This is a genomic window from Pyxidicoccus fallax, assembly GCF_012933655.1.
In the GTDB taxonomy this organism is placed as follows: domain Bacteria; phylum Myxococcota; class Myxococcia; order Myxococcales; family Myxococcaceae; genus Myxococcus; species Myxococcus fallax.
On the sequence record NZ_JABBJJ010000125.1, the window covers coordinates 1 to 24,828 of the forward strand.

Annotated in this window: 22 protein-coding genes and 1 pseudogene; 13 read left to right on the forward strand and 10 right to left on the reverse strand. The window is 69.8% G+C overall.

Annotated elements, in window-relative coordinates:
- Both HG543_RS25230 and HG543_RS25235 read left to right on the forward strand, forming a co-directional pair.
- Positions 1 to 533, forward strand: a 533-nt coding sequence (locus HG543_RS25230) for a CPBP family intramembrane glutamic endopeptidase (protein WP_169347409.1), incomplete at its 5' end; no start/stop codon positions are given.
- A gap of 90 nt (positions 534 to 623) precedes the next feature.
- Complete coding sequence (locus HG543_RS25235) at positions 624 to 1,193, forward strand: imm11 family protein (RefSeq protein WP_169347410.1); 570 nt, start codon at positions 624 to 626, stop codon at positions 1,191 to 1,193.
- Between the two features lie 25 nt (positions 1,194 to 1,218).
- Here the strand turns inward: HG543_RS25235 and HG543_RS25240 are convergent, their stop codons facing one another.
- Positions 1,219 to 2,034: a DUF6992 family protein gene (locus HG543_RS25240; RefSeq protein WP_169347411.1), complete on the reverse strand. Its 816-nt coding sequence runs from the start codon at positions 2,032 to 2,034 to the stop codon at positions 1,219 to 1,221.
- A 283-nt stretch (positions 2,035 to 2,317) separates the two neighbouring features.
- Here HG543_RS25240 and HG543_RS25245 point away from each other — a divergent pair, with 283 nt between their 5' ends.
- The 4 genes and pseudogenes from HG543_RS25245 (at position 2,318) to HG543_RS25260 (ending at position 4,363) form a co-directional block, all read left to right on the forward strand.
- Positions 2,318 to 2,629, forward strand: coding sequence for a Bor/Iss family lipoprotein (locus HG543_RS25245; RefSeq protein ID WP_169347412.1), 312 nt, complete (start codon positions 2,318 to 2,320; stop codon positions 2,627 to 2,629).
- Positions 2,630 to 2,633: 4 nt separating this feature from the next.
- A pseudogene (gene sitA6, locus HG543_RS25250) lies at positions 2,634 to 2,894 on the forward strand (SitA6 family polymorphic toxin lipoprotein); the annotation flags it as partial.
- A gap of 6 nt (positions 2,895 to 2,900) precedes the next feature.
- On the forward strand, positions 2,901 to 3,626 hold the full coding sequence (sitI6, locus tag HG543_RS25255; protein WP_169347413.1) for a SitI6 family double-CXXCG motif immunity protein: 726 nt from the start codon (positions 2,901 to 2,903) through the stop codon (positions 3,624 to 3,626).
- 35 nt (positions 3,627 to 3,661) lie between these two features.
- The gene (locus tag HG543_RS25260) at positions 3,662 to 4,363 is read left to right on the forward strand and encodes a type 1 glutamine amidotransferase (RefSeq protein WP_169347414.1); all 702 of its coding nucleotides are present in this window, start codon (positions 3,662 to 3,664) and stop codon (positions 4,361 to 4,363) included.
- Between the two features lie 4 nt (positions 4,364 to 4,367).
- Here the strand turns inward: HG543_RS25260 and HG543_RS25265 are convergent, their stop codons facing one another.
- Positions 4,368 to 5,603, reverse strand: coding sequence for an MFS transporter (locus HG543_RS25265; protein ID WP_169347415.1), 1,236 nt, complete (start codon positions 5,601 to 5,603; stop codon positions 4,368 to 4,370).
- A 197-nt stretch (positions 5,604 to 5,800) separates the two neighbouring features.
- On the opposite strand from HG543_RS25265, the gene HG543_RS25270 reads away from it, so the two are divergent.
- Together HG543_RS25270 and HG543_RS25275 are read left to right on the forward strand one after the other, a co-directional pair.
- Entirely contained in the window at positions 5,801 to 6,337 is a 537-nt protein-coding gene (locus tag HG543_RS25270) for a PDC sensor domain-containing protein (protein WP_169347416.1), read from the forward strand.
- 14 nt (positions 6,338 to 6,351) lie between these two features.
- Positions 6,352 to 8,244 (forward strand): methyl-accepting chemotaxis protein, encoded by a 1,893-nt coding sequence (locus HG543_RS25275; RefSeq protein WP_171817930.1) that lies wholly within the window; start codon positions 6,352 to 6,354, stop codon positions 8,242 to 8,244.
- Between the two features lie 22 nt (positions 8,245 to 8,266).
- On the opposite strand, the gene HG543_RS25280 is transcribed toward HG543_RS25275, so the two are convergent.
- Positions 8,267 to 10,372, reverse strand: coding sequence for an alkaline phosphatase D family protein (locus HG543_RS25280; RefSeq protein WP_169347418.1), 2,106 nt, complete (start codon positions 10,370 to 10,372; stop codon positions 8,267 to 8,269).
- 273 nt (positions 10,373 to 10,645) lie between these two features.
- Positions 10,646 to 11,068 (reverse strand): type II secretion system major pseudopilin GspG, encoded by a 423-nt coding sequence (gene gspG, locus HG543_RS25285; RefSeq protein ID WP_169347419.1) that lies wholly within the window; start codon positions 11,066 to 11,068, stop codon positions 10,646 to 10,648.
- Between the two features lie 400 nt (positions 11,069 to 11,468).
- Between gspG and HG543_RS25290 the strand changes: the two genes are divergently transcribed.
- From HG543_RS25290 to HG543_RS25305, 4 genes are read left to right on the forward strand one after another with little or no spacing between them, the layout of a single operon-like run.
- On the forward strand, positions 11,469 to 13,799 hold the full coding sequence (locus tag HG543_RS25290) for a GMC oxidoreductase (RefSeq protein WP_169347420.1): 2,331 nt from the start codon (positions 11,469 to 11,471) through the stop codon (positions 13,797 to 13,799).
- 3 nt (positions 13,800 to 13,802) lie between these two features.
- On the forward strand, positions 13,803 to 15,359 hold the full coding sequence (locus HG543_RS25295; protein WP_169347421.1) for a GMC oxidoreductase: 1,557 nt from the start codon (positions 13,803 to 13,805) through the stop codon (positions 15,357 to 15,359).
- Between the two features lie 29 nt (positions 15,360 to 15,388).
- Positions 15,389 to 16,432: an alpha/beta hydrolase gene (locus HG543_RS25300; RefSeq protein WP_169347422.1), complete on the forward strand. Its 1,044-nt coding sequence runs from the start codon at positions 15,389 to 15,391 to the stop codon at positions 16,430 to 16,432.
- A complete protein-coding gene (locus HG543_RS25305; RefSeq protein WP_169347423.1) occupies positions 16,432 to 16,842 on the forward strand; it encodes a hypothetical protein in 411 nt (136 codons plus the stop codon). The genes HG543_RS25300 and HG543_RS25305 overlap by 1 nt, the downstream gene beginning before the upstream one ends.
- Positions 16,843 to 16,892: 50 nt before the next feature.
- Here HG543_RS25305 and HG543_RS25310 read toward each other — a convergent pair whose 3' ends face one another.
- A complete protein-coding gene (locus tag HG543_RS25310) occupies positions 16,893 to 18,695 on the reverse strand; it encodes an exo-alpha-sialidase (protein ID WP_169347424.1) in 1,803 nt (600 codons plus the stop codon).
- 246 nt (positions 18,696 to 18,941) lie between these two features.
- Positions 18,942 to 19,754, reverse strand: coding sequence for a toxin-antitoxin system YwqK family antitoxin (locus tag HG543_RS25315; RefSeq protein WP_169347425.1), 813 nt, complete (start codon positions 19,752 to 19,754; stop codon positions 18,942 to 18,944).
- Positions 19,755 to 19,993: 239 nt separating this feature from the next.
- Here HG543_RS25315 and HG543_RS25320 point away from each other — a divergent pair, with 239 nt between their 5' ends.
- Positions 19,994 to 20,506, forward strand: coding sequence for a hypothetical protein (locus HG543_RS25320; protein ID WP_169347426.1), 513 nt, complete (start codon positions 19,994 to 19,996; stop codon positions 20,504 to 20,506).
- Positions 20,507 to 20,514: 8 nt separating this feature from the next.
- Here HG543_RS25320 and HG543_RS25325 read toward each other — a convergent pair whose 3' ends face one another.
- From HG543_RS25325 to HG543_RS25340, 4 genes are all read right to left on the reverse strand, one after another.
- Positions 20,515 to 21,429 (reverse strand): fumarylacetoacetate hydrolase family protein, encoded by a 915-nt coding sequence (locus tag HG543_RS25325; RefSeq protein WP_169347427.1) that lies wholly within the window; start codon positions 21,427 to 21,429, stop codon positions 20,515 to 20,517.
- The gene (locus HG543_RS25330) at positions 21,426 to 22,499 is read right to left on the reverse strand and encodes a hypothetical protein (RefSeq protein ID WP_169347428.1); all 1,074 of its coding nucleotides are present in this window, start codon (positions 22,497 to 22,499) and stop codon (positions 21,426 to 21,428) included. The genes HG543_RS25325 and HG543_RS25330 overlap by 4 nt, the downstream gene beginning before the upstream one ends.
- A gap of 76 nt (positions 22,500 to 22,575) precedes the next feature.
- Positions 22,576 to 23,130, reverse strand: a complete 555-nt coding sequence (locus HG543_RS25335) for a DUF2378 family protein (RefSeq protein WP_169347429.1) — start codon at positions 23,128 to 23,130, stop codon at positions 22,576 to 22,578.
- Between the two features lie 145 nt (positions 23,131 to 23,275).
- On the reverse strand, positions 23,276 to 24,712 hold the full coding sequence (locus HG543_RS25340) for an ELWxxDGT repeat protein (RefSeq protein WP_169347430.1): 1,437 nt from the start codon (positions 24,710 to 24,712) through the stop codon (positions 23,276 to 23,278).
- Positions 24,713 to 24,828: the final 116 nt, after the last annotated feature.

Below are 24,828 nucleotides of genomic sequence, written 5' to 3' on the forward strand. Positions count from 1 at the left end.
GGTACCACCAGCTGGTGCGGGGGCGGGGGTTGCAGTCGGCGCTGGACGGCGCGCCGCTGTCGGGGGTGCTGGTCTGGGCGGTGCCTTCGTGGCTGGTGCTCGCGCCGCTGCTGTGCCTCAAGGACGAGTTGCTGTTCCGGGGGTACATCTTCGTGCGGCTGGGGCGGGCGCGCTCGGCGTTGTACGGGTTGGGGGTGTCCGCGTTGTTGTTCGCGGTCATCCACTCCGTGGAGCAGCCGCCGACGTTCTGGCAGTTCTGCGGGCTGCTGGCGACGGCGGTGTACGCGACGTGGTTGTTCCAGAAGACGGGGTCGCTGTGGGCGCCCGTGGGGGCGCGGGCGCTGGTGGTGATGGGGGACATGCTCGTCTCGGGCAACCCGCAGCTCGGCGCGTTGTGGAAGTACGACGTGGCGCCGGAGGGGAGCCTGGAGGACGCGGTGGCCTACGTGGTGCTCCTCGTCCTGTCTGGCGGGCTCGTCAAGCTGACCTCGCGCGATGGGGAGGCTCCGGCCGCGAGGGATGTCGGGCCGTGAGTCAGGACTCTCCCTGAACCGGATTCCGAGGCACGCGCTGTAGCCGGTCCCAACCTGGTCGCCCGGACCCAATGAGATTGGGAACCCACGATGGCAACGCGGTACTTCAGGCTGTCCGATGACGTCTACATCCCAGGGCGTTGGGAACTGGGGGCGCCTAGGGACTCGCAAGGACGAGAGTTCGGCTCGCGTGTGTTCTTGCGGGGAGAGCCTGCTCAGGTCGAAGGCAAGCTGCGCGTTCCCGTCTACCAACCCGGCAAGCCGCTCGACCTCACGCTCGCGGATGCGGGCACCGTTCCCATTGCCACAGAGAGGGTGGCCACCGTCCTGGCCCAGTTGGCTCCGAATGACGTGCAGCTATTCCCCGTGGAGGTGGATACTCAGCCGGAGGAGCACTTCCTCATCAACGTCGCCCGCGTCGTGAAGTGCATCGATGATCAGGCATCCGAGGAGGTGCGGTACTGGATGCCAGAGGATGGGCGGCCGGACAGGGTGGGGACGTATTCATCCGTCGTGGGACTGCGGATCGACCCGATGAAGGTGGGCGACGCGAAGGTGTTCCGAACGTGGGGATGGCACATCGCCCTCATCGTCTCCGACGAGATCAAGAAGGCATTGGAGCGCGCTGGGGCGACAGGGCTGAAGTTCAAGGAGGTGTAGCGGGTCTTGGTCTTGGCCTCGTGAATCAGAACCGCATCCGCATGGCGACACCGGCACCATCGCGCGAGTCCGGTGACAGCATCATCAGGAGCCGCGCGTCGTAGCGCGCGTTGAGCAGAAACAGGCCGATGTCGTAGAGCAGGAGCACCGCGCCCTGGAGGACGAGGGAGCGGCCCCACCCGGTGAGCTGCCCCGAGTCGATGTGCCGGCCGCGCTCCCAGAGGAACGCGCCGAAGGTGGCCGCCAGCACGTCCAGCGTGACGCCCACCAGGAGACCCCGCTCCAGCATCACGCCGCGGCGGAGGCTCTCCTCCAGCGTCAGCCGCTCCGGATCCTGCGCCGCCAGCACCAGCGCGCCCACCACCGCCGTGCCGAGGATGGGCACGTTGAAGAGCGCGTTCATCTGGTGGAAGGAGCGCCAGGTCTGGTCATCCGCGATGAAGTACCCCGCCGTGCCCACCGCCATGTTCGCCAGCGTCCACCCGGCGAGCACCTCGAGCGCCATCCAGTTCATCGCGATGCGCTCCCGGTTCAGGTCCACCAGGTGCCGGTCCCGCTCCAGCGTGCCGGCCGGCACGTCGGTGAGCCTCACGCCCGACCCGGACGCGGACTCCGTGGAGGGCGCGGTGAGCAGGACGCTCCGCAGGCGGCAGGTCCGGGGGGCGGCCTCGCCGAAGGTCAGCACCGGAGTGTCCTCGGACGTGGACCCGTCGCACGTCGGGGCCGTCGAGGACTTCAACGTGACGCCAGGAGAGGAGGGCGGAGGGGACGCCTCGGCCTCATCCACGCCGCCCCCGGCCGCGCGAGCGGGGAGGGTGGCCAGGACCGCCAGCAGCAGCACGGCCGCGACGGCACCTCGCGACCTCCGCGTCCATCCACTTCCGTCCCTGGTGTCTCGCGGGTGCATGGTGGCCCCTCTCGCGCACCGAGCAGCACAGGCCCAGGTGCTCACCATGCGCGTCTGCTCCCATGGTCCTTGGGAACAATGCGAGCGCCGTGTTCTGGATACAGCCGCCTCGGTCCCAGCAGCAGCGGGCCAGCGATGTGCGGCCACGGACACGCGCCGTGTCCCCGAGCACCGGACCGCTTCTCCTTCCACCCGGGAAGTCGCAGCCTCCGCCCGCATGAGGACTTCCCACACGGCCCTCCCGCTCCTCCTGCTGGCGATGTCCGGCTGCTATCGCTACCGTTTCGAGCAGCGGCCGGAGCCTTCAGGCGCCCAGCTCGTCACCCACGAGGAGCGTGTGCCCACGTACCTCAATGGCTTCATCGGGACGGGGAGGGTGGACACCTCGCGCTACTGCGACCAGCCCGTCCGCACGGAGCTGCAGGTGACGGCCACGGATGTCCTCCTGTCCATCGTCTCACTGCTCATCTACACGCCGCACACCCTGCGCGTGACGTGCGAGCAGCCTGGAGGCTCCGAGGCCCGCTGACGCGGCGCACGACCTCGCACGGTGGTTCGAGCGCCAGGGCGTCAAGATCCACCACTACACCATGCCCATCCCTCGTGACGTCCACAGGAGAATCCACGACGGGACCGGGCGTGGCGGGGCGTGGAATGATGCGTGGCGCGCGTTCCGAAGAAGGAACGAGGACGCCTCGCCCGTCGAGATCTACAAACATGCAGGGGAACTCATTCATCGCTTCGAGCTCATCGGCGGACCCATTCAGCCCTACTATTCGCGCCCGGGAGCGTGAAGACGGATGACCCGATTTTTCGAGCTCACGACGAACGAAGCCGTCGCTCGCGAGCGCTATGGCGGGAACTTCGACGCCTCGCACAAGTGGGGACTTCCCGGCGTGAGCTGCCACACCTGTGGCTCCACCTGGGCGAGCTCGGGCCACCAGTACCCGGCGGTGGACCTCTCGCAACTGCCGGAGCGGAGGGAGTTCGAGAAGGCCAGACCCGAACCCTTCGCCGAGTTCGCACGCTTGCGCGAGCGGGTGCGCCCCCTGGCCCCTCCGAACGCGACACTCCCTCCCGGTACCGAGTTCGGTCCCCTGGTAGGCCGTGCCTCCGGGAAGTTCGGTCCGTTCACCTCACAGGGGGACATGCTGTGGCTGGTGCGCCGGGATGCGCTGGAGCGTCTCCAGGCGGAAGGCGTGCGGGGACTGCTGGGCTGCCAAACGGAGCTGCGCTTCCGGCAGAAAGACCCGCCGGAGCTGCTGGAACTCCAGATTGAACCTCGTGGCCGTCTGCACCGGGACTGCCTTCCCCCGGACCTGCCGCCACCGTGTGCCACCTGCGGCCGAGTGGGGTTCCGGCTGCCGGACGAGCCCATCCTTGACGCCGCGACCCTGCCCACGGAGCTGGACCTGTTCCGGGTGGGCAACTACGCCACGGTGATTATCGGTACCGAGCGGTTCATGGAGGCGGTACGCCGCCTCGAACTGGACGGTATCTCTTTCCGCGAGCTGCCTACGCGCTAGTCTCGCGCCCGTTTCGAGCCACGGAGGCCATGAGCATGCGCGCGGTGGTATTCCAGCACGAGGAGCACGAAGGACCCGGCCTGCTCGGGCCGGCGCTGGAGGCGGCGGGATTCTCCCTGGTGACGCGGTTCCGCTCCGTGCGTCGCGAGGACGTGAGCGCCGACCTCGTCGTCGTCATGGGCGGCCCCATGGGCGTCTACGAGGCCGACCAGCACCCCTTCCTCCACGAAGAGCAGTCGCTCCTCACCGAGCGCCTCGCCAACGAGCTGCCGTGCCTCGGCATCTGCCTGGGCGCCCAGCTCCTCGCGTCCGCCGCAGGCGCCGAGGTCTTCCCCGGCAAGAACGGCTTCGAGGTCGGCGTCGCCCCCGTCCGCTGGACGCAGGACGCCCTCAAGGACCCCGTGATTGGCCCCGCCCGCCCCAAGAGCGTCGTGGCCCACTGGCACGGTGACACCTACAAGCCCGTCTCCGGCGCCACGCTGCTGGCCTCCACGGACCGCTACACGCAGCAGGCCTTCCGGCTGGGCACCTCCTACGCCTTCCAGTTCCACCCCGAGCTGACCGCCGCCGAAATGGGCCGCTGGCTGGACCTCGAGACCGAGGACCTCAAGCAGCGCGGCAAGGACGTCCAGGAGCTGAAGTCCCAGCTCCCCAAGCTCAAGGCCGCCGAGGCGGAGAACACCGAGCTGCTCCACCGCCTCGCCCACCACTTCGCCAGGGTGGCGGGAGGCCGCTGAAGCCTCACCGCTCCACGAAGTCCAAGTCCCGGCCGAACGTCTCGTCGATACCGCGCAGCGCCACGAAGGCCACGAGCAGCGCCAGCCCGCCCACGCACAGCGCCGCTCCCTTGAGCCCGAGCGTGGGCGTGGCGAGCTGCAGCCCCGACGTCAGCAGCACCGTGGATCCACGGATGAAATTCGGCACCGTCGTCGCCGCCGTGGCCCGCAGGTTGGTGCCGAACTGCTCCGCCGCGATCGTCACCAGCACCGCCATGTAGCCCGCGGAGAACCCCAGCACTCCGCAGCACAGGTAGAAGGCCCACAGCGACCCGCTCCCCACCGTGAAGAGCGCCGCCGTGCCGAGCGCCCCCAGCACCAGGAACAGCGCCACGCTCTTCTTCCGGCTCCGGGTGAACTGGCTGAACAATCCACTGCCCACGTCGCCCAGCACCGTGCCCACGTTGCCCACCAGCACCGCGTGCGCCACCTGGGGCACCTCCTTCATCCCCAGCGCCTTGCCGAACTCCGGCGCGAAGGTGATGAGCACTCCGATGACGAACCAGATGGGAACGCCCACCAGCACCACGGACACATAGCGCCGCGCGGACGGCCCCGGCTTCAACAGCCGCAGGAAGTTCCCCCGCGACACCGCCTGCTCCTTCAGCGCGGTGAACAGGCGCGGCTCGTGCACCGTGAGTCGCAGGCACAAGAGAGCAAAGCCCATGCAGCCGCCAATCAGGTACGCCGTGCGCCAGTCCAGCCGGCTGCCCACCAGGGCGGCGGCGATGGCCCCCATCACCCCGTTCGTCGCCACCAGCGTCGTCCCGTAGCCCCGGTGCTCCTTCGACATCAGCTCGCTCACCAGGGTGATGCCCGCGCCCAGCTCTCCCGCGAGGCCGATGCCCGCGAGCACTCGCAAGAGCGCGTACTGCTCCACCGTCTGCACGAACGCGTTCGCGAAGTTCGCCGCCGAGTACAGGAAGATGGAACCGAACAGCACCGACAGCCGCCCGCGCCGGTCGCCCAACACACCCCAGAGGATGCCGCCCGCCAACATGCCCACCATCTGCATGTTGAGCAGCCGCACGCCCACGCTCATCCGTTCCGCCGCCGGCACCCCGATGGCCTCCAGGCTCGCGGTACGCACGACGCTGAAGATGACCATGTCGTAGATGTCCACGAAGTAGCCGAGCGCGGACACCAGGATGGCCAGCTTCGCGGCCCGCTGGAGGTCGATGGGGAGGGGCGTGGCGTTCATGAAAAGGATTTCCCGGTGAGAACCGCTTCTGCATGCCCATCAGACACCAGAGGTGGCCACTCAGGACAGGTGGAAGAGGGCAAGGACGCTCTCCTGCCTTTCCTCCCAGACCGTCCGCCATGTAACAATCCGTATTATTCAGGTGGGGATTGCTTCACGAGTCCCGGCGCGAGGCGCCCGGGCGACGGGGGTTGTGGATGACGTGGTTCGCTCTGACGCTGTCTCTGCTGGGGCAACTTCCAGCGGATGGCGCCGCGCAGCTCCAGAAGGTGGACCGGATGCTGCCGGAGCTGCGGCGCATGGCCACGGACCCGGAGGTCGTCGCGGCGGTGCGGGCGCAGAACGCACGTCGGGTGTCGCTGGACAGCATCCGTGAGAAGGACTTCACGTGGCAGGCCTCGCCGATGCTCACGGCCTTCAAGCAGCAGGTGCTCGGCAGCGCGTGCTCCCGCGCGCTGAACCGCCACCGCGCGCGGCTCGGCCTCGTGGTGGCCGAGTCCTTCGCCATGGATGACCAGGGCGCGCTGGTGGGCGCCACGCGCCGCACGTCCGACTACTGGCAGGGCGACGAGCCCAAGTTCCAGGTGCCCTACCGCAAGGGCCAGGTGCTGCGCGAGAAGCCCTTCTTCGACGAGTCCTCGCAGGCCTACGTCATCCAGCTGTCCCTCCCGGTCCGCGATGGTGACCGGACCATCGGCGCCCTCACCGTCGCGATCTCCCTGTTGGACCTCTGAGCCCACCTCCCATGATGCGACTCCTGGACGGACTGAAACTGCGCGCCCGCCTCGCCCTGGCGGTGTCGCTGCTCATCCTCTGCGCCCTCGTGCCGCTCAACCTCTTCCAACGGCTCTCCACGACGGAGAACCTCCAGGGGCAGATTCACGCGGGGCTGAAGGTGGAGGCCGAGGGGTTGAGGGACCTCGTGGAGGCCTCGCTCGCCGAGCGCGAGGCCAACGTGCGCAGCTGGGCCGAGGACGCCATCCTCCGGGGCGCGCTGCTGTTCGACACCTTCGAGAAGAGTGACGTCGTGCTGGCCGCGCTCCAGCGGCGCTATCCGTCCTTCAGCGGGTTGGTGCTCTTCACGGAGGAGGGGCGCGCCGTCTCCGCCAGCGACCCGCTCTTGCGCGACGCGTTCTCCGGCCGCCAGCAGGAGGTGCTCGCCACGCCCTGGTTCCGCGCCGCGCTGGAGGGGCGCCTGGACACGAGCGCCCTGCTGAAGGAGGACCCCGTCTTCAAGCAGCGCGTGCTGCCGTTCGCGGTGCCGGTCATCAGCCCCATCAGCGGCTCGCGCATCGGCGTGCTGCTGGCGGCGTATGACTGGGGGCAGGTGGGCGGCGTGGTGTCCTTCGCGCTGGAGCGCGCCCGCTCCCGCGGCCTGGGCAGCTTCGCGCTGGAGGTGCGCTCCGCCGACGGCACCTCGCTGTATGACTCGCGCGCCGCGGGCACGCCGCGCCCCGAGGAGCCCGTGCTGGTCGAGGCCATCAACTCCGAGGCCATTCGCGACGTGGGCGACGGCTGGCACTTCGTGGCCTCGGTGGACCCGGAAGAGGCCTACGCGCCGCTCGAGAGCGCGGGGAAGGTGGCCCTGGCGCTCACGGTGGTGTCCATCCTGCTGGCGGGCGTGGGCGCGTGGCTGCTGGCGCACGGGATGACGCGCCCAATCGCCACGCTGAGCGAGGTGGTGGGCCGCATCGTGCGCGAGGGAGATTTGACGCAGAAGGTGCACGTGCCCTCGCGGCGGGACGAGGTGGGCGAGCTGGCCCAGGCCTTCTCCCGGATGATGAGCCACCTGCGCGAGTCCACCGCCAGCCTCCAGCAGGGCACGAAGGTGCTGGGGCAGACGGTGGCGGACCTCACCAGCGCCTCCGCCCAGGCGGAGCGGAACCTGACGCGGCAAGCCGCCGCGCTCCAGGAGACGCAGGTGACGGCACAGGAAATCAAGCAGACGTCGATGATGGCGGCGGACCGCTCCCAGGCCGTGCTCGGCGCCACCGAGCGCGCCCGCGAGGTGAGCGCGGCCGGCGAGACCACCGTCAGCGCCAGCCTCCAGGGCTTCGAGCAGTTGCGCGAGCAGGTGGTCCGCGTGGCCGGCGGCATCTCCTCGCTCGCGGAGCGCGCGAAGCAGATTGAAGGCATCACCCAGTCGGTGAAGGACCTGGCGGACCAGTCCAACATGCTGGCCCTCAACGCGGCGATTGAATCCGTGCGCTCGGGTGAGCACGGCAAGGGCTTTGGCGTGGTGGCGCGCGAGATTCGCAGCCTCGCGGACCAGTCCATCACCTCCACCGGCCGCGTCCGGGAGATTCTCGACGACATCCTCCGGGCCATCCAGGCTACCGTCGCGCTGTCGGAAGAGGGGCAGCGGCGCACCGAGACGGGCCTGTCCCAGGTGCGCGCCAGCGGCGACAGCCTGCGGGAGCTGGCCGGCATCATCCAGGACAACGCGAACGCGGCGCAGCAGATCGCCGCCGCGGTGACGCAGCAGAACGCGGGCGTCGCGCAGATCTTCACCGCGGTGACGGACCTGTCCCGGATGATGGAAGAGACGATGCAGAGCCTGAAGGGCACCCAGAACACCACCGAGGCCCTGCGCGAGGTCGCGCAGCGCATGGAAGTGGTGGCGAGCGCCTACCGCGTCTGACGGGCCCGTCCCTCCGGCCCACTCAGGCGCTGGAGATGACGCCGGGGCGCACGGTGAAGTCGTGGCGGGTGAAGCGCGCGGCCAGGTCGTCGGGACGCTGGCCGTAGTCCGTCCCCGCCTCGGTGCCAGGGATGAGGTGGTACGCGGCACGCACCTCGTCGGCGCGCACCTCCACCACGGTGAAGCCGTGGGCGTTCGTGTCCACGAAGACGATGCCGGGGTTGCCCTCGCGCAGCGTGGCGGCCTGCTCGGTGACGACGTAGCGGTACACCGCCGAGCTGGGAGGAAAGCCCGCCGCCGCCACCTGCTCGGCGGCCTCCTCGCCCACGGACGCGGAGGAGATGGCGGGGGCGGTGAGCGCCGGCACACCCTGCTCCACGGAGGCGAACGACGCGTGGATGTCCCCGGACACCACCACGAGGCGGTCCGAGGTCCGGCCGCGCAGCTCCGCCAGCAGCCGTGCCTTCTCCTGGGGGACGCCGTCCCACTGGTCCACGTCGAAGTAGTAGCGGTTGCGCACCGACTCGGGTGTGACGTCCGGCTTGTTGCGCAAATCCCACACCATGGAGGTGGGGGACACCGAGCTGACCAGCACCTTCCACGCCTGCGCGCCGCCCGCCGTCTCCAGCACGAAGTCCCGCTGCTGGGGTCCCAGCACGTTCTGCGCGCCGCCACCCGTGGAGAGGTCGCGCCAGGCCGCGTACACGTCGTAGGTGTCCTTCACGGTGACGTAGCGCGAGCCCAGCCGGGAGAAGAGCGCCGTCTTCCCCAGGTGCACGAAGCCGAGGCCGCGCGGCTTGCCCACGGGGTCGATGGGCGCCCGGCCCGTCTGGACGAGCACCGGGTTGACGTAGGCCAGGGCCTGCGGGCCGCGCACGGCGGCATCGGCGCGGGCCTCGGCCTCCGTCCGGGCCAGCCCCGCCGTCACCGCGAGCCCCACGTAGGCCCCGCGCAAGAGCGTCTTCGCCTCGGCGTACTCCGGCGCGTCGATGTCCACATAGGCGAAGGTGTCCGCCGCGAAGGCCGCCGTCAGGCCGAGCGTCGCCAGCGCCGCCGCGTCCACCGCCACGGTTGCGGGCCAGGCGTCCTCGGGGACGAGGTGGTCCGGGCGCTGCGTGCGGTAGTCGGTGACGATGAGGCGCAGCGTGGTTCCGAAGTCGAGCGCACGCCAGACGCGCGTGTCCGGGTAGCGGGGCGTCGCGTCCAGGTCCACCACGCCCTCGGGCGCCTCGTCGGGGTCCACCGGCAGGTACTCGAAGAAGGCCTGCTCCGCGTTGCGGCGTCGCTCCACCTGGAGCTCCTCCTGACGCCCGTCCGTGTAGTTGGCGTGCGCGCCCCACGAGTCGTCGGAGAACTCGTGGTCATCCCAGACGACGATGAAGGGGTAGCGCTCGTGGGCCCGCTGGAGGAAGGGGTCCGTGCGGTACGTGCGGTACAGGTCGCGGTAGTTGGACAGCGACGCGGCCGCGAGCACCGTGCCACCGGAGGTGGACAGCCGCAGGGCTCCGGCCGGCTCGCTGAAGGAGACCTGGCGCACGCCGGGTGGGGCCGCCTCCGGGGTCGTCTCGTAGACGTAGTCCCCGAGGAAGACGACGAAGTCCAGGTCCTCGTCGAGCTGTAGCAGGCGCTGCCAGGAGTTGTAGAAGCGCCGATTGTAATTCTGGCAATTGGCCACCACGAAGCGCACGGGCACGTCCGCGCCAGCCTCGGGCGCGGTGCGGGTGCGCCCGATGGGCGAGGCGACGAGCCGGCCGTTCTTCTCGTAGAGGAAGCGGTAGAAGTACCGCGTGCGTGGCGCGAGCCCCGTCACCTTCACCTTGAGGACGTGGTCGTGCGCCGAGGTGACGGTGACGCCCGTCAGCTCCAGGACGCGCTGTGAGAAGCGGTCATCCAGGGCGACCTGGACGGTGACGTCCACGTCCGCGTCGGGGCTTCCGGGATCCACCACGCGCGTCCACAGCACCACGCTCTCCGCGCGCGGCTCGCCCGACGCGACGGACTGTGGATAGAACGCGCGGTCCTCCAGGATGGGCAGCTCGTCGTCATCGTCGGAGCAGCCGAAGGCCGTGCTCGCCGCCACCGCGGCGATGCACTTGAGAAGGGTCCGGCGGTCGAAGGCTCGCGGCATGGAGCGCCTCCTGGGCGGGCCGGGAGGATGGCTCCCGGCGAACGCGCGAAGTTACGGCGCGCGCGTCCGTGCTCCATGGGACCCAGGATGGTCCGTACCGTCCGCTCCCGTTCAGCGAGGGCCGCCTGAAGGGCAGGGGAGACCCGCTCGCCGCTCATCGCGAGGACACGCGAAGGAGGCCGGGCTCCACCCGTTGCGCCGGAGCACTGAACCACCGCTCGTCACGCGGATGCGAAGCGGAGGCCGTGCTCCGCCGCTCCTCGCCGCGGTGGCCTAGCTCTTCGACGAGGGCGCCGTCGCGGACGAGATGTCAGCGTTCTCGCCATCGCCTCCGGCGGTGCCGTCCGCGCCGTAGGAGAGGATGACGGGCTTGCCGTTCTCGTTGAGGTACACGTAGTCGTTGCCCCACGGGTCCTTGGGCAGCCGGTCCAGCGTCTGGCCCTCCACCAGCGCGTTCAGCCCCGTGCTCGTGTCCGGGAAGCGGCCCTTCTTCGCGTAGTAGAGCTTGAGCGCGGTCTCGATGCTCTTCATGTCCAGCGCGGCCGTGTCCCTCCGGGCCTCGCCCAATTGGGGGATGACGGCGACGCCCACCGCAGCGGCGATGAGGCCGAGGATGGTGATGACCACCATGATTTCGATGAGCGTCATTCCCCGGTTGCGACGGCGCTGCTGCTGCTTCGGCTTGTTCGGATTCATGACTGTTCTTCCCCTCACGTGACGTTCTGGCAGGCCACCGCGTCGCCTCCGTGTCTCCGCGCGTGGCGCTGCCTGCGTGAGCCCGCCCCCGCCGTTGGTTGCGGGCTCGAAGGGAGGCAGTGCAGCCCGCGTGCCGGGGTGGCCTCCGGCGCGCGCGGCTCCACGTCCCGAGGGGTTGGAGCGGTCGAGGTCCGGGCGAGCAGGCGGCCCGGTGCATCCGTGTCACATCCGGGCCACCGGCGGTCTGCCACCGTGACAAGCAGTCCCGCGAATTCGCGGGGTTGAGAGGGGCGGGGCCGGACGGACACGCGACCTTCTCAAGAAATGGGTCCTCGTCCGTCAATGTAGTGCGGAACACACCGGGCCGTGTGTCGGTCCCGGGGGAACAGGGGGGAGGAACATGGCGCCGAAGTACGATGCGCTGGTCATCGGCACCGGGTTTGGTGGCGCCGTGGCGGCCTGCCGGCTGGCCCAGGCGGGCCTGTCCGTGCGCGTGCTCGAGCGGGGGATTCGCTATCCGAAGGGGGGCTTCCCGCGTGACTGGGACAACCCGCTCAACGGCTGGCTGTGGCAGCACGGCCAGGGCCTCTTCGACGTGAAGCTCCTGGAGGGGATGAGCATCGTCCAGGCGGCGGGCTACGGAGGCGGCTCGCTCATCTACGCCAACGTCCACCTGCGCCCGCCCGCGGAGACCTTCGAGCGCGACTGGCCCGAGGGCTACAGCCGCGAGTCGCTGGACCCGTACTTCGACCTCGTCGCGCACATGCTGGACCTGCAGCCCATCACCGCGTCCTCGCGGGAGCTGCCCACCAAGACGCAGCGCATGCGGGACGTGGCCCGCCAGCTCGGGCGCGAGAAACAGTTCTTCTACCCGGACCTCGCCGTGCGCTTCACGCCGGCCGGCGAAACGGTGTCCAACAAGTTCGGCGTCGCGCAGGAGGGTTGCACCTACTGCGGTGAGTGCGACATCGGCTGCAACGTCCGCGCGAAGAACACGCTGGACCTCAACTACCTCGCCGTCGCGGAGCAGCAGGGCGCGCAGGTGTCCACCCAGGCGGAGGCCACGCGCATCGAGCCCCTCACCCCGGAGGGCTACCGCGTCACGTACCGGGACCACGCGGCCGGCGGCACCCTGTGCGCCGTAGACGCGCGCCGCGTCTTCCTGTGCGCGGGCGCGGTGAACACCACGGAGCTGCTGCTGCGCTGCCGCGACGAGTGGGGCACGCTGCCCCGGCTCAACGAGCGGCTGGGCTGCCGGTACTCCGCCAACGGGGACTTCCTCGCCTTCGCGCTGGAGACGCGCGAGGTGTGGGACCCGGCGGAGGGCCCCACCATCACCACCAGTCTCGTGGTGGACGAGGGGCAGGGGCCCGACAAGACGTGGTTCCTCTTCCAGGAGGGCGGGCACCCGGCGCAGATCGCCGGCATCGTCGAGGCGTTGGATCCGGTGAAGAACCTGAAGGTGCCCGTGGACCTGCTCCAGCGGGAGCTGGTCAAGGCGCTGCGCAAGCGCTCGCGGGCGGCGGCCTCCATCGACGGCGAGCGCGGGCGCTTCCAGGCGGTGTTCCTGGCCATGGGCCGGGACAGGTCCAACGGCAAGCTGGCGCTGCGTCCGGCCACGGGCGAGCTGGAGGCGAGCTGGGACGTGCCCTCCAACCTGCCGCTGTACCGGACGCAGGAGCAGCTCAGCCAGGACATCGCCCGGGCGCTGGGTGCGCGCGCCGTCTACAACCCGCTGTGGGAGCGGCTCCACATCCCCGTGTCGGTGCACAACCTGGGCGGCTGCACCATGGCCGAGGAGCCCGCGTACGGCGTCCTCGATACGAATGGTGAGGTGCATGGCCATCCCGGGCTGTTCGTCCTGGACGGCGCGGCGTTGCCGTCCAGCACCGGCGTCAACCCGTCGTCCACCATCGCCGCGGTGGCGGAGCGCAACGTGGAGCGGGCCATCCGCGTCGCCCTGGGCAACCCGGGCTGGACGGCGCCCGAGCGGGCCCCGGCTCCCTTCACCGCGTCGTTGCGCATCACGGTAGGCTCCGGGGTGCAGAGACGGGAGGACCCGATGGGGGGCGTCGTGATTCCGGAAGGCGGCACCGTGCCCTCGCCGACGCCGGTGGTGGGGATGCGCTTCACCGAGCGGATGCGGGGCTTCCACTCGCCGGGCCACGCGCCCGCGGACGACTTCGCGGGCGCGGAGAAGGCGGGCCGGAGCGCGGGGCTCATCGCGGAGTTCGTCGTCACCATCACCCTGCCGAACCTGGACCGCTTCCTCGTGGAGAAGGCGCACGGAGGCATCGCCCAGGGCACCGTGCACGTGCAGGGCTTCACGCCCCCAAAGGGCGCGGACGTGGAGAACGGCGTCTTCAACCTCTTCACCGACACGGACAGCTTCACCGAGCGGCGGATGCTCTACCTGCTGCCCTTCACCGGCGTGGACGGCCAGAAGTACGTGCTGGACGGGTACAAGGACATCCGCGACGACGCCGGCTTCGACGCCTGGAGCGACACCACCACGCTGTACACCGTCATCCGCCGGGGCACGGACCGGGATGCCCCCGTGGTGTCCAGTGGCATCATCCGTTTGCACCTGCCGGACTTCCTCCAGCAGCTCACGACGTTCTCGGTGCTGGGCACGGACTCGCCGGTGCGGAAGGCGGACGCGTTCCGCCGCTTCGGGGGCATGTTCATGGGCACCCTCTGGGACGTCTACGCCCGCGCGAAGCTGGAATAGGAGATGCGCACCTTGGAGATGGCGACACGGTACGACGTGGTGGTGGTGGGCTCCGGCTTCGGAGGTTCCATCAGCGCGCTCCGGCTGGCCCAGGCGGGCCGGTCGGTGGCGGTGCTGGAGCGCGGCCGGCGCTACCGTCCCGGCGAGTTCCCGCGCGACGTGACGCGCGCGGATGAGCTGCTCTGGCGCCACGAGTCGCGGACGGAGGCGCAGGGCCTGTATGACGTGCGCTTCCTGTCCGGCATCGGCACGGTGACGGCGAGCGGGGTGGGCGGCGGCTCGCTCATCTACGCCAACGTCCACGTGCGGCCGGACCCCGTCGTCTTCGAAGACCCGCGCTGGCCCCGGAGCTACAGCCGCGCCTCGCTGGAGCCGTACTTCGACAAGGTGGCCCGCGAGCTGCGCCTGGAGCCGGTGCCGGCGTCCATTCCGCTGCGCAAGCGAGACCTCTTCAAGCGGGCCGCCGGGGCCATGCGGCGCGAGACGTTCGACCCGCCCGAGGCCGTGGCCTGGACGGAGCCCCCCGGCCCGGGCCGCAAGGTGTGCCAGCTCTGCTCGGAGTGCGAGTTCGGCTGCCAGCACGGCGCGAAGAACACGATGGACCTGACGTACCTCGCGCGGGCGGAGGCGCTGGGCGCCACGGTGTGGCCGCGCACGCTCGTCTCGCACGTGGAGCCGGTGCACGGGGGCTACCGGGTGCACTGCCAGGACCTGGCCACCGGGGAGCGGCGGACGGTGGAGGGCTCGCGCGTGGTGCTGGCCGCGGGCACGCTGGGCTCGGTGGAAATCCTGCTGCGCAGCCGCGACGGGGCGAAGACGCTGCCCAGGGTGAGCGCGCGGCTGGGGCAGGGGTACTCGGGCAACGGAGACTTCCTGGGCTCGCTGCAGAACGCGCGGGAGGACATCCTCCCGTGGGTGGGCCCGGACGTGGCCACGGTGATGCGCTTCACCGACGCGGCGCCGCGCTTCACCCTGGTGAAGGCCACGTTCAACCGGCCAGCCACCGAGGTGATTGCCGGCATGGGCCAGCCGCGGCTCGGCCCCTTCCAGGGGATTGGCGCGCCGCTGTGGACCTTCCTCGGGCCCGTCGTGCACAAGGCCTTCGCCAAGGGGCTGCTCAGCAGGCCCATGAACAACCGCGTGAACGCGGCGCGCACGTGCAACCTCTTCGGTATCGGCCAGGACAACGCCAACGGGCGCATGCGCCTGAAGGGCGGCCGGCTGGACGTCGAGTGGAACTACGCCGGTGAGAACGCGGAGCTGGTGAAGCGCATGTCCGAGGCGATGCGCGAGCTGGCGTCCCAGTACGGCGGCACGTACGCGCCGCTGGTGACGTGGCAGCTCTTCAAGCGGCCCTTCACGGTGCACTCGCTGGGTGGGGCGCACCTGGCGGACTCGCCCGAGCGTGGCGTGGTGTCCACCGAGGGCGAGGTGTTCGGCTACCCGGGACTGCACGTGGCGGACGGCTCCGTGATTCCCACCGCCATCGGCTTCCATCCGGTGATGACCATCAGCGCGGTGTCCGAGCGCATCGCCGAGGCCGTGGCCCGAGGCTTCTGAACCCCATTGATGACTTCGAGGAGATGACCATGAACACGCTACCCGAGGCCGAGCGGCACGAACTCACGGCGGACGACGGTGTCCCGTTGCAGCTCACCCGATACCAGGGAGGCGCGAAGGGCCCGGTGCTGCTGGTGCACGGGGCGGGCGTGTGGAGCGGCATGTTCATGCTGCCCACGGTGAAGGAGAACTTCGTGCAGTACCTGGTGCGCCAGGGCTACGACACGTGGCTGCTGGACTGGCGCGCGAGCGTGGAGCTGCCGCTGCGGCAGTTCACCCTGGACGACGCGGCCCGGTACGACATGCCGGCGGCCGTGCGCCGGATGCGCGAGGTGACGAAGGCGGACTCGGTGCAGGCGGTGGTGCACTGCGCGGGCTCGGCGGCGTTCTTCATGTCGATGGCGGCGGGGTACCTGCCGGACGTGCGCAGCGTGGTGGCCTCGCAGGTGGCGCTGCACCACATCGTGCCGCCCGCCACCCAGCTCAAGGCGATGCTGCGGCTGCCGGAGACGCTGGACGTGGCGCTGGACTACCTGTCTCCGGACGAGGACCCGCAGAACCCGGTGTGGCAGGCGGCCTTCGGCAAGTTCGCGGACCTGCTCAGCCACGAGTGTGACAGCACCGTGTGCCACCGGCTGACGTTCATGTACGGACACCTGTACCGGCACGCGCGGCTCAACCGCGAGACGCATGAGCGGCTGGACGAGCAGTTCGGCCCCTGCAACATGCTGACGTTCCGGCACCTGGCGCAGATGGCGCGCGCGGGGCACGCGGTGGCCTTCGACTACGGCAAGGAGGAGAACCGCCGCCGGTACGGCAATGCGAAGCCTCCGTCCTACCTGCGGCCCGAGCACCTGCGCCGGCCCATCACCTTCCTGTCGGGAGAGCAGAACGGCACGTACATGCCCGCGTCCACGGAGCTGACATACGAGTGGCTCCGGGAGGAGAACGGCGCGGACGGGTACCAGCGCAAGGTGCTGGAGGGCTACGGGCACCTGGACACGTTCATGGGTAGCACCGCCGCTCGGGACACGTACCCGGTCATCGTGGAGTCGCTGGAGGGAATGGCCTGATGGATACCGTCACCAAGCTTCGCCACGAGCTGCTCCCGCTGCTGGAGGAGCAGGTACGACAGCTCCAGCTGGAACACCCAGGGGTCGCCATCTCGGTCTGGGACTCGCCCGTGGGCTCGCGCACCACGTATCAGGGCCACTGCCTGGGCATCGACTGCGTCCTCGCGAATCAGGGCTCCAACGAGCCGGACAACGTGGCCCTGGAGCTCTCCGTCAAGCACCTGGACCGGGAGCCACTCATTGACGCGGCGATTGTCGGGTGGGGACATCCGAGCGACCATGTCGAGGCGGACCTCGTGGTCGAGCCCGTGGCGTTCTCCGAGGAGCAGCTCCGGAGGGTCCTGGACCGGCTCCCCGAGCTCATCGCCGCGCTTCGGCGGGCGCTCCACCGCGGGCGGCCTCCTTCCTAGGAAGGGGCGTGAGTTGTCAAGAAGCCCTTGATGCCGGGCGGCAGAAGCCGCTAGGGAAAGACGGCGAGCGCCGGCCGCCCCGAGGTTCCATAGGCGTTGTCGTTGTTGGGGATGCGACGGTCCGTCGACCAGGTCGTTCCGTCGAACGTGCCCATCCACAGCCAGCCCTTGTCGCTCCGCGACTCGCGGATGCAATAGAGCCTGTCGTTGTACACGACGAGGGCCGGCGACCCCGAGACGCCATAGGCGTCGCCGCTGTTCGGAATGAGCTGATCCTTCGACCAGGTCGTCCCGTCGAACGTGGCGCACCAGACCCAGCCGCTGCCGTCACGTCCCTGACGAGCGCAGTAGAGCAGGCCGCGATACGTCGCGAGCCCCGGGGTCCCCGTCGTGCCATAGGCGTCGGAGCTGTTGGGAATGGGCGTGTCCTTCGTCCAGGTGACGCCATCCGTCGTGCTGGTACACCAGACCCAGCCGCTATCGCTCCTCCCCGCGCGGATGCAATAGAGCTTGTTCTGGTAGACGACGAGCGCTGGCGCTCCGGAGGTGCCCAGGGTGCCGCCGCTCGTGGAGATGAGCTGGTCATTCGACCAGGTCGTCCCGTTGAACGTGGCGCACCAGACCCAGCCGCTGTCGTCGCGTCCCTCGCGGACGCAGTAGAGCTTCCCTCGGAATACCGCGAGGGCCGATGGCCCCGAGGTCCCATAGGCGTTGCTGCTGTTCGGGATGAGCGCGTCCTGCGACCAGTTCGTGCCGTCGTAGCTGGCGCACCAGACCCAGCCACTGTCGTTGCGTCCCTGGCGGAGGCAGTAGAGCTTTTCCCGGTACGCGACGATGCTCGGAGGCCCCGAGGTCCCGAAGGCGTTGCTGTCGTTCGGAATGAGCTGATCCTTCGACCAGGTCGTCCCGTCGAACGTGGCGCACCAGACCCAGCCGCTGTCGTCGCGTCCCTCGTGGACGACGCGGAGCAGGGGCATGGACGTGTTGACGATGCTCACCTCCAGTTCGTTCTCGACGTCGTCGATCGGGCTCGCCGCCCCGAAGGTGCTGCCGTCGCCGCCCCAGTGGAGGCCTACGATGCGCGACTGCGTGTCGATGACCACCGCGCCGGAGTCGCCCGGGGACGAGTAGGTCCCTCCGTCGTTGGAGACGAAGAGCTGGTCCTCGAACTGCCACCCGTCCTTGCGCGTTCCGCTGTAGTTGATCCCAGTGACGAGGCCGTTCGTCCAGCCGGTCGTCCTTCCGTACTTCTGCACCGGATAACCCACGCCGCCGATGTCGTTGATGCCGACCGTGTACTTGCCCTGGACGGCCCCGACACCGAGGACCCAGTTCGTCCAGTTCACGCCGGGCCTGAGCTTCGCGATGGCACCGTCGACCTTCCGGGAGAGCACATGGTTCGCGACATCGGCGATCTCGTTGCCGCCCTGGACGGTCGGCTGGTACACGGTGCCGTCGCTGGGCAGGACGTGCTGGTTCGTCAGCAGGCAGAACACGCCGTCGCTCCGACGCCTCACGACCGTCCCCAGCGTGCCAAACCAGTTCTGGAAGGCGATCTGACATCCCCCCTTGAGCGGCCGGTAGCGCCCCTGGTCCTCGTTGGGGCCAGGTTGGGGATGGACGATGACGTCGGTCGCGACTCCCTGGATTGTCGTGGGGATCCGCTCCTCCGGCGCGAGCTGATCCTCCGAGAGCTTCTGGGTGACATGGACCACGATGGCGGGCTCGTCGGTCCGCTGGCCGCCGACGACCTTGTACCCGATGCTGACGCCGTGGACGCCCGGGAGCTTCAGCAGGTCGATCTCCGTCTGCCGCTTGATGTCGAGGATGCGCTTGTAGTCCTGCGGGTCCATGCGTGAGCAAGCCTTCCTCGCGCGGTCATGCGCGCGAGCCTGATGGGCAACGATGAAGTACCGGGCTCCGGGTGTTCACCCCATCCGCGTCTTCGCCGGAGCACAGCCAGCACCCCGCCGAGAGGGCCTCGGAGGCGCTGTCCTGGCTGTACTGGATGGCAACGGTATCAGGATTTACATGTATTGGCGATACCCGTCCCTACAGGGGCTGGATGCGGCAGGGCAGCCCCGTCTTTGTCCGGCCCTTCACGGCGCCAGCTTCATCCGCCGCACGTCCTCTCGTGCCGCGTCCATGCCGGGCACCTGAATTGCCGTGAGCACGCGTCCGTCGACCATGACGCCTCGTGGCACGTCCTGCCCCGAGGAGAAGCTCCTCATGATGTCACCCGTGCGCTTGCCGGGTTGAGGCTCGACGCTGACGATCGTGATGGTTCCGACCTCCAGCGGGCAGCCCACCATCGTGTGCCCGTAGACGCGCTTGCCTGGCGCGCCTCGTACCGGCTCGATGACTTCGAAGAGGGTGTCCGCCGGCATCGTCGCCCGCGGCAGTTCCGTCTCGTAGCAGTCGATGACACGCGCGATGGCGGTATGTGGAGCGCGGCGGAGGTGACTGACGACGTCGGTATCCCCGCCGTGGCTCGCATAGGAGAAGACGGGCCTTCCGTACTGGGCGACGAGCCGGCCACGGTCGTAGCGGTTCTGCGCCATGACCTCGCCAGCTTCCGACCACTCCGTCCAGTCGCCGTGGGGAAGTCCATCCTTCATGGGACCCTCGGTGGCACGCGTCCCATTGGGATGGAAGGTCGTGACGAAGTGGGGCTGCCCGTCTCGCATCTCCCCGCGGCGCGTCACCCGTCCCTGGGCGTCCAGCTCCACGAAGGGGCCGTGCTGGAGTGCGCGCTCGCCTTCGAGGGGGCGCTGACAGGAGTGCAGACTGCCACCGCTCGGGTCCCGCGACGTGTGGAGCACGGCTCCTTCGGGACAGGTGATGCGGCTCGGGTCGGGCTTGCACGCCGCGAGCGCGGCCAGCGCCAGAACGAAGAGATGTCGATGGTGCATGGGGGGGGCCAGTTCCTGGGAGCCTATCCCAAGGAGATGGGGACTCGCGGGTGTGGCCTGCTTCGGAACCGCTGATGCTACCCTGGGACGCTGCCCAGGGCGCCTGCCAGGGGGACTACGAGCCCCGCACCCAAGAGACGCTTCCGGCCGCTCCATGAGGCCATGGGGGCCTCCTCTGTTACGGTACAGCAATCGAGCCTACCCGTTCGAGCTTCAGGTCCGCACAGAGGGAGTACCCCATGCAGAGCAAGATCGCAGGTCTCGTAGCCGTCTCAGCCATCGTGTTCATGGGCTTCCGCGACAGCGCGGCCCCCGAAATCCCCTATGACCTGGGAGCCGCAAAAGCCCACTTCATCCCGATGGAGGTTGCCGCGGGCTACACCCGTCACTTCCGCGAGACGCGTGATGCGCTCCATGCACAGCACCCCGGAATGAAGGCGCGGCTGGCCCTCGAACACTCCGAGAGCTTCAACCGTGACGGCATCGCCGCGCTGCTCAACGCGAAGGACTCCAGCGGCAATCCGGCGGCGGGAGTCCGCATCTACCAGGGGCTGGATGCGGCAGGGCAGACCCGTCTGGTGCTGGTGCCCTACGACGCGCGCGGGAAGGACATCCTCACGACGCTCTCATCGCCGGGTACGGTCGCGGTGACATCCGACCGCACCAGCGTCGGCGCGGAAGTCGTTGAGGATGGACTCCGGTGTCCTCCGTCTTGCCCTTCTGAAGACGAGAGCCCCCTCACCGCGAAGTAACCCAGGTCTCACCCGGCGATGGTGAAGCGACGGTGGCCCAGCACGCCACCGTCCATCTCCACCACATCCCCCGGCTTCAACATGCGCGGGTTGCGCCCGTGGGTCCGCAGCGCGGCGCCCAGCCGCGCGGTGGGACCGGGCAACAGCGCCGCCAGCCTCCGCTTCCACGCGGGCACCGTGAAGGCCACGCCCGACGGCGTCCCGGTGAGCACCACGTCTCCCTTCTCCAGCACGCCCGAGGACGTCGCGCGCGCCGCCCGCAGCAGCAGCTCGCGCGGCGGCTCGATGAGGTCCAGGGTCCGGCCCTGCTGCCGCTGCTCTCCATTCACCGTGAGGCGGAGCGTCACGTCCAGACAGGCTCCGCCCTGCGGCGTCTCCGGCACCCAGAGCGTGGGCCCCGCGACGAGGAACCCCGGGAAGCTCTTCGCCGCGCCCCAGAACGCCATCCGGTCCGCCCGGCCTTCGCCCAGCACCTGCACCGTGCGCGCCGTGACGTCATTCGCCAGGAAGTACCCCACCGGCGGCGCGAAGCCGGGCCGCGCCAGGTCCTCCGCGCGCGCATGCTCCAGCAGGAGCAAGCCCAGCTCCACCTCGTAATCCAGCAGCGCCGGCAGGCTCGAGAACCGCGACGCCACCACCGCGGCGAATCCCGGGTCCAGCTGCTCCACCGCCTCCATCATCATCTCGCGCGAGGGGCTCACCACGGTGTCCCCGCGCAGCAGCGACGCCGCGGCCTTCGCGAACACCGCCGGCCCGTCCGCCTCGCCGCTCCCTGTCTCGTTGATGTGCGCCGCGTACGTGAGGCCCAGTGCATGCACCCGCTTCGGCGCCAGCTCCAGTGGCCGCGTCTGGCCAGGAGTCCGCGCCGGATCCAACGCGCGCATGGTGGCGGGCACGGCCCGTGAGCTCTTGAGGAACATCATGCTCCCTCCATCGCCGTCTGGGACATCTCCTCCAGCCGACCCACCGAAGTCCCGTCCCATCCGATGTAGCGCACCCCCGCCAGCGGCTCCGGCGCATGGAACTCCAGCGCGCCCACGGCGGAGGTGAGCTTCCCGTCCGGCCTCCACGCGGCGAAGGGGTGGGGGCGGGTGAACAGCTCCACCTCGCACGTGGCCACGTCGCTCTGCGCCACGTGCACGTCCCAGCCCGTCGGATCCCGATACACGTACCCCACCAGCGTCCGAGGGTCGCACCACGCGCGGCCCTTCATGGACGTGGTGAGCGTCGACGCGTGGAACAGCAGCTCGCCCGCGCGAGGTACCTCCATCTTCGAGAACAGCAGCCCGGGCACCTCGTGGAACGTGTGCTGCCGGCCCGCGGTGCGCAGGTAGATGGGCGTGAGCCGCGGGCTCGCGGCGCCGCGCCGGGACAGCACGGACAGCGCCTCCAGGCTCGCCTTCGGGTCCTCGCGGAACACCGGGACGTAGAGCCACGTCAGCTCCTCCAGGCGCCGGTGCCCCCAGAGGTGCTTCTGCAGCCCCGGCGCGCCACGGACGTCGTACCGCCGGCCATCCACCGTGACGGTACCGCTGAAGGTGACGTCGTCCACCGCATGGGCCACGTGCGTGGTGAGCGGCAGCAGGTCCGCGCCCCGGGGCGCGCGGCGGACGGCGTCGGTGGCCTCCGGCGAGAAGCGCAAGTCCCAGTCGATGGAGTGCCCACCCGAGGCCACCCGCCCATGGCACCGTCCCGGCGCCAGCTCCGAGTCACCGATGCGGATGCTGAACCGCCCCGGTGTCCCCGCGCTGAACTCGGAGATGGGGTGGAGGGACTTCAGCGCCACCGCGGGCGTGGGCGAGCCACAGTCGAAGGCCGCGGCCCACACCGTGGCGCGAGGCTCCCCGGGGGCGCCCGGAGCCGGAGTGAACAGCGTGTACCGCAGCCACCACGCGCGCTCGCCATCCAGGTCGAGCACCACCAGGAACCAGATTTCGAAGAACCCCGGCTGACCCTTCCAGCGCGGCAGATTCACCCGCTCGCTCGACGGCATGGCCTTCCCCCCGGACGGCGACGGAGCCGTCAGGGGACGAACGCTCGCAGAGCCGGGGTGTTCCCGGCAAGCCGCGTCAGCCCTCCGCGTCGCTCCAGACGATGCGGTATGTGACGCTTTCCTCGTCGAACTGGCTCACCTCCACCGTGGTGGCGGGAGCCCCCGCGGCGCGGCCCATGGCCAGCATCACGCCCTGCTTGAAGTAGCGCAGCTTGCCGGGCTCGTTGAGCCACACCTCGGCCTCGTTCGGGCCGCGCTCGGTGATGCGCACCTCGGTGTAGTTGTTGCTCGTCCGGAAGCCGTGCTGCGCCTTCCACAGCATCCGCCACGGGCCCAAGAGCTTCATCACGCCCATCAACGCGCGGCCCATCAGCGTGTCGCGGTAGCCGTCAATCATCCGCTCGCCGAGCAGCCGCCACGCCACCTCGTCGGACTCGTTCGGGTGCAGCGCCTTCGCCGTCACCGTCACGCAGCGGATCCACGTCTCCAGCGGGTAGGCCGGAAGCAGCGGCCGGTCGAGGTCCAGGCCCTCGGTCCGCAGCCGCTCCTTGAGCAGGGGAGACACCTTCCCGGTGAGACCCCTGACGAACAAGCCCTCCACGATTGGGGGGAAGACGAGTCGCTCGGCCATGAGGGCCATTCCAGCCCGGCCGCTACCGCTCGGGTCAAGCCTCTCGGACGAATTCCTTCGTTGCGCGAACATCGCCATCGCTCCCGGGTTCATCGGCGTCCGGCACCTACCACAACCGCCAGCGCCGATGTGGGGAGTCGAAGGCCTACCTGCGTGGGGAGGGGCAGCGACCGTCGGGCCGGAGGGGCAGGGCCCACAGCCTCCTGACGCCGGTGCCATCCTCCGCGGTGAAGAAGGCATCCCAGCCAGAGCGCACGAAGCTCCTCGGGTATGAGCCATTCGGTCCGGTCACCAGCTCCTCCAGGGGCACCGTGCCTCCGGGCGTGCCGTTGCTCATCCACGGCTCCAGGCCACGCTCCAGGGTCTCCGCGCGGAAGAACAGGTTCCCCTGGAGCACCGTCAGCTCGGAGGGCCACGCGCCGCGCGGACCGTGCTCCAGCTCCTTGAAGAGCTGCGTCCCCGCCTCGGTGCCATCGCTCACCCACAGCTCGTTTCCGTGGACTCCGTCGTCCGCGGAGAAGAAGAGCCGGCGCCCGAGCACCGTCAGGCTCGCGGGCTCGGAGCCCTCCGCGCCGGAGCGCACGTCCTTCACGCGCCGCGTTCCCTTCGCGGTGCCATCGCTGCGCCACAACTCCAGGTCCATGCCGTCAGGGGCCCTGGTGGCCGTGAAGTACAGCTTGCCACCCATGGAGACCCTCTCGCCCACGTGGGTGACGTCCGCCACCTTCGCCGGGGGACCGCCGCTCGTCACCATCAGCTCGAGCGAGTGTCCATGCAGGTCTCCGATGATGAAGAACACGCGCGAGCCCACCGCCGTCGGAGCCCCGAGGATGGAGCCCTCGCTCGGCACGCGCAGCAGCTCGGTGACGGTGCCGGACACCGGGTCCAGGCGCATCAGCGCCGTGAAGATGGCCTGGAAGTGGGCGATGAAATAGAGCGAGCCATCCCCGGACCGGGTCAGCAGGTCTGGCTCGGCGCCTTCGGGGCCGGGATCGAGGTCCGCGACGAGCACCGTCCCTTCGGCGGTGCCGTCCGTCACCCGCAGCTCGCGCCCGTGGTTCTCGTCTCCGGCCGTGAAGTAGAGGCGACCCTGGTGCTCGAAGAGGGAGCGGGGAAAGGAGCCATTGGGCCCGGGCCAGAGGTCCACCACCATCTTCGTGCCGGCCGCGGTGCCGTCGCTCACCCAGAGCTCGCGGCCATGGTCCTCGTCCTCGGCGGCGAAGAAGACGCGGTTGCCCACGCGGGTGAACTGCGTGGGCGCCATGCCCGTGGGCGGAGTGGGGAAGTCACGGACCTTGAATGTGCCCTCGCCCTGGGTGCCGCTGCTCGCCCACAAAGCGCCTCCCGCGTCGTCCGTGCCGGTGAAGAAGAAGAGGAGGTCACCGCCATGCACCAGGTCCCTGGACTCCGGGTCCACGTTCGGAAGCGCGGGCCCCAGCGGGACGGCCTTCGTGCCACAGGGCTTCCAGGGCGTGGAGGCTCCCGCTGCGGCCTCGTTCTCCACGGTGGAGCCGCCCGGGGCGGCCTCGCCACGGCCCGCCATCAGCGCCAGCACCACGCAGAGAGAACGCCAGCACCTCATCGAGAACCTCCTCGCACGGAAGGGAACCGGCGGAATCTGGCCGTCCTGGACCGCGCGCCTACCCGTGCGCCGGGGCGATGGGCGCCGCCGCGGAGTGACAGTCACCGGGCCCATGA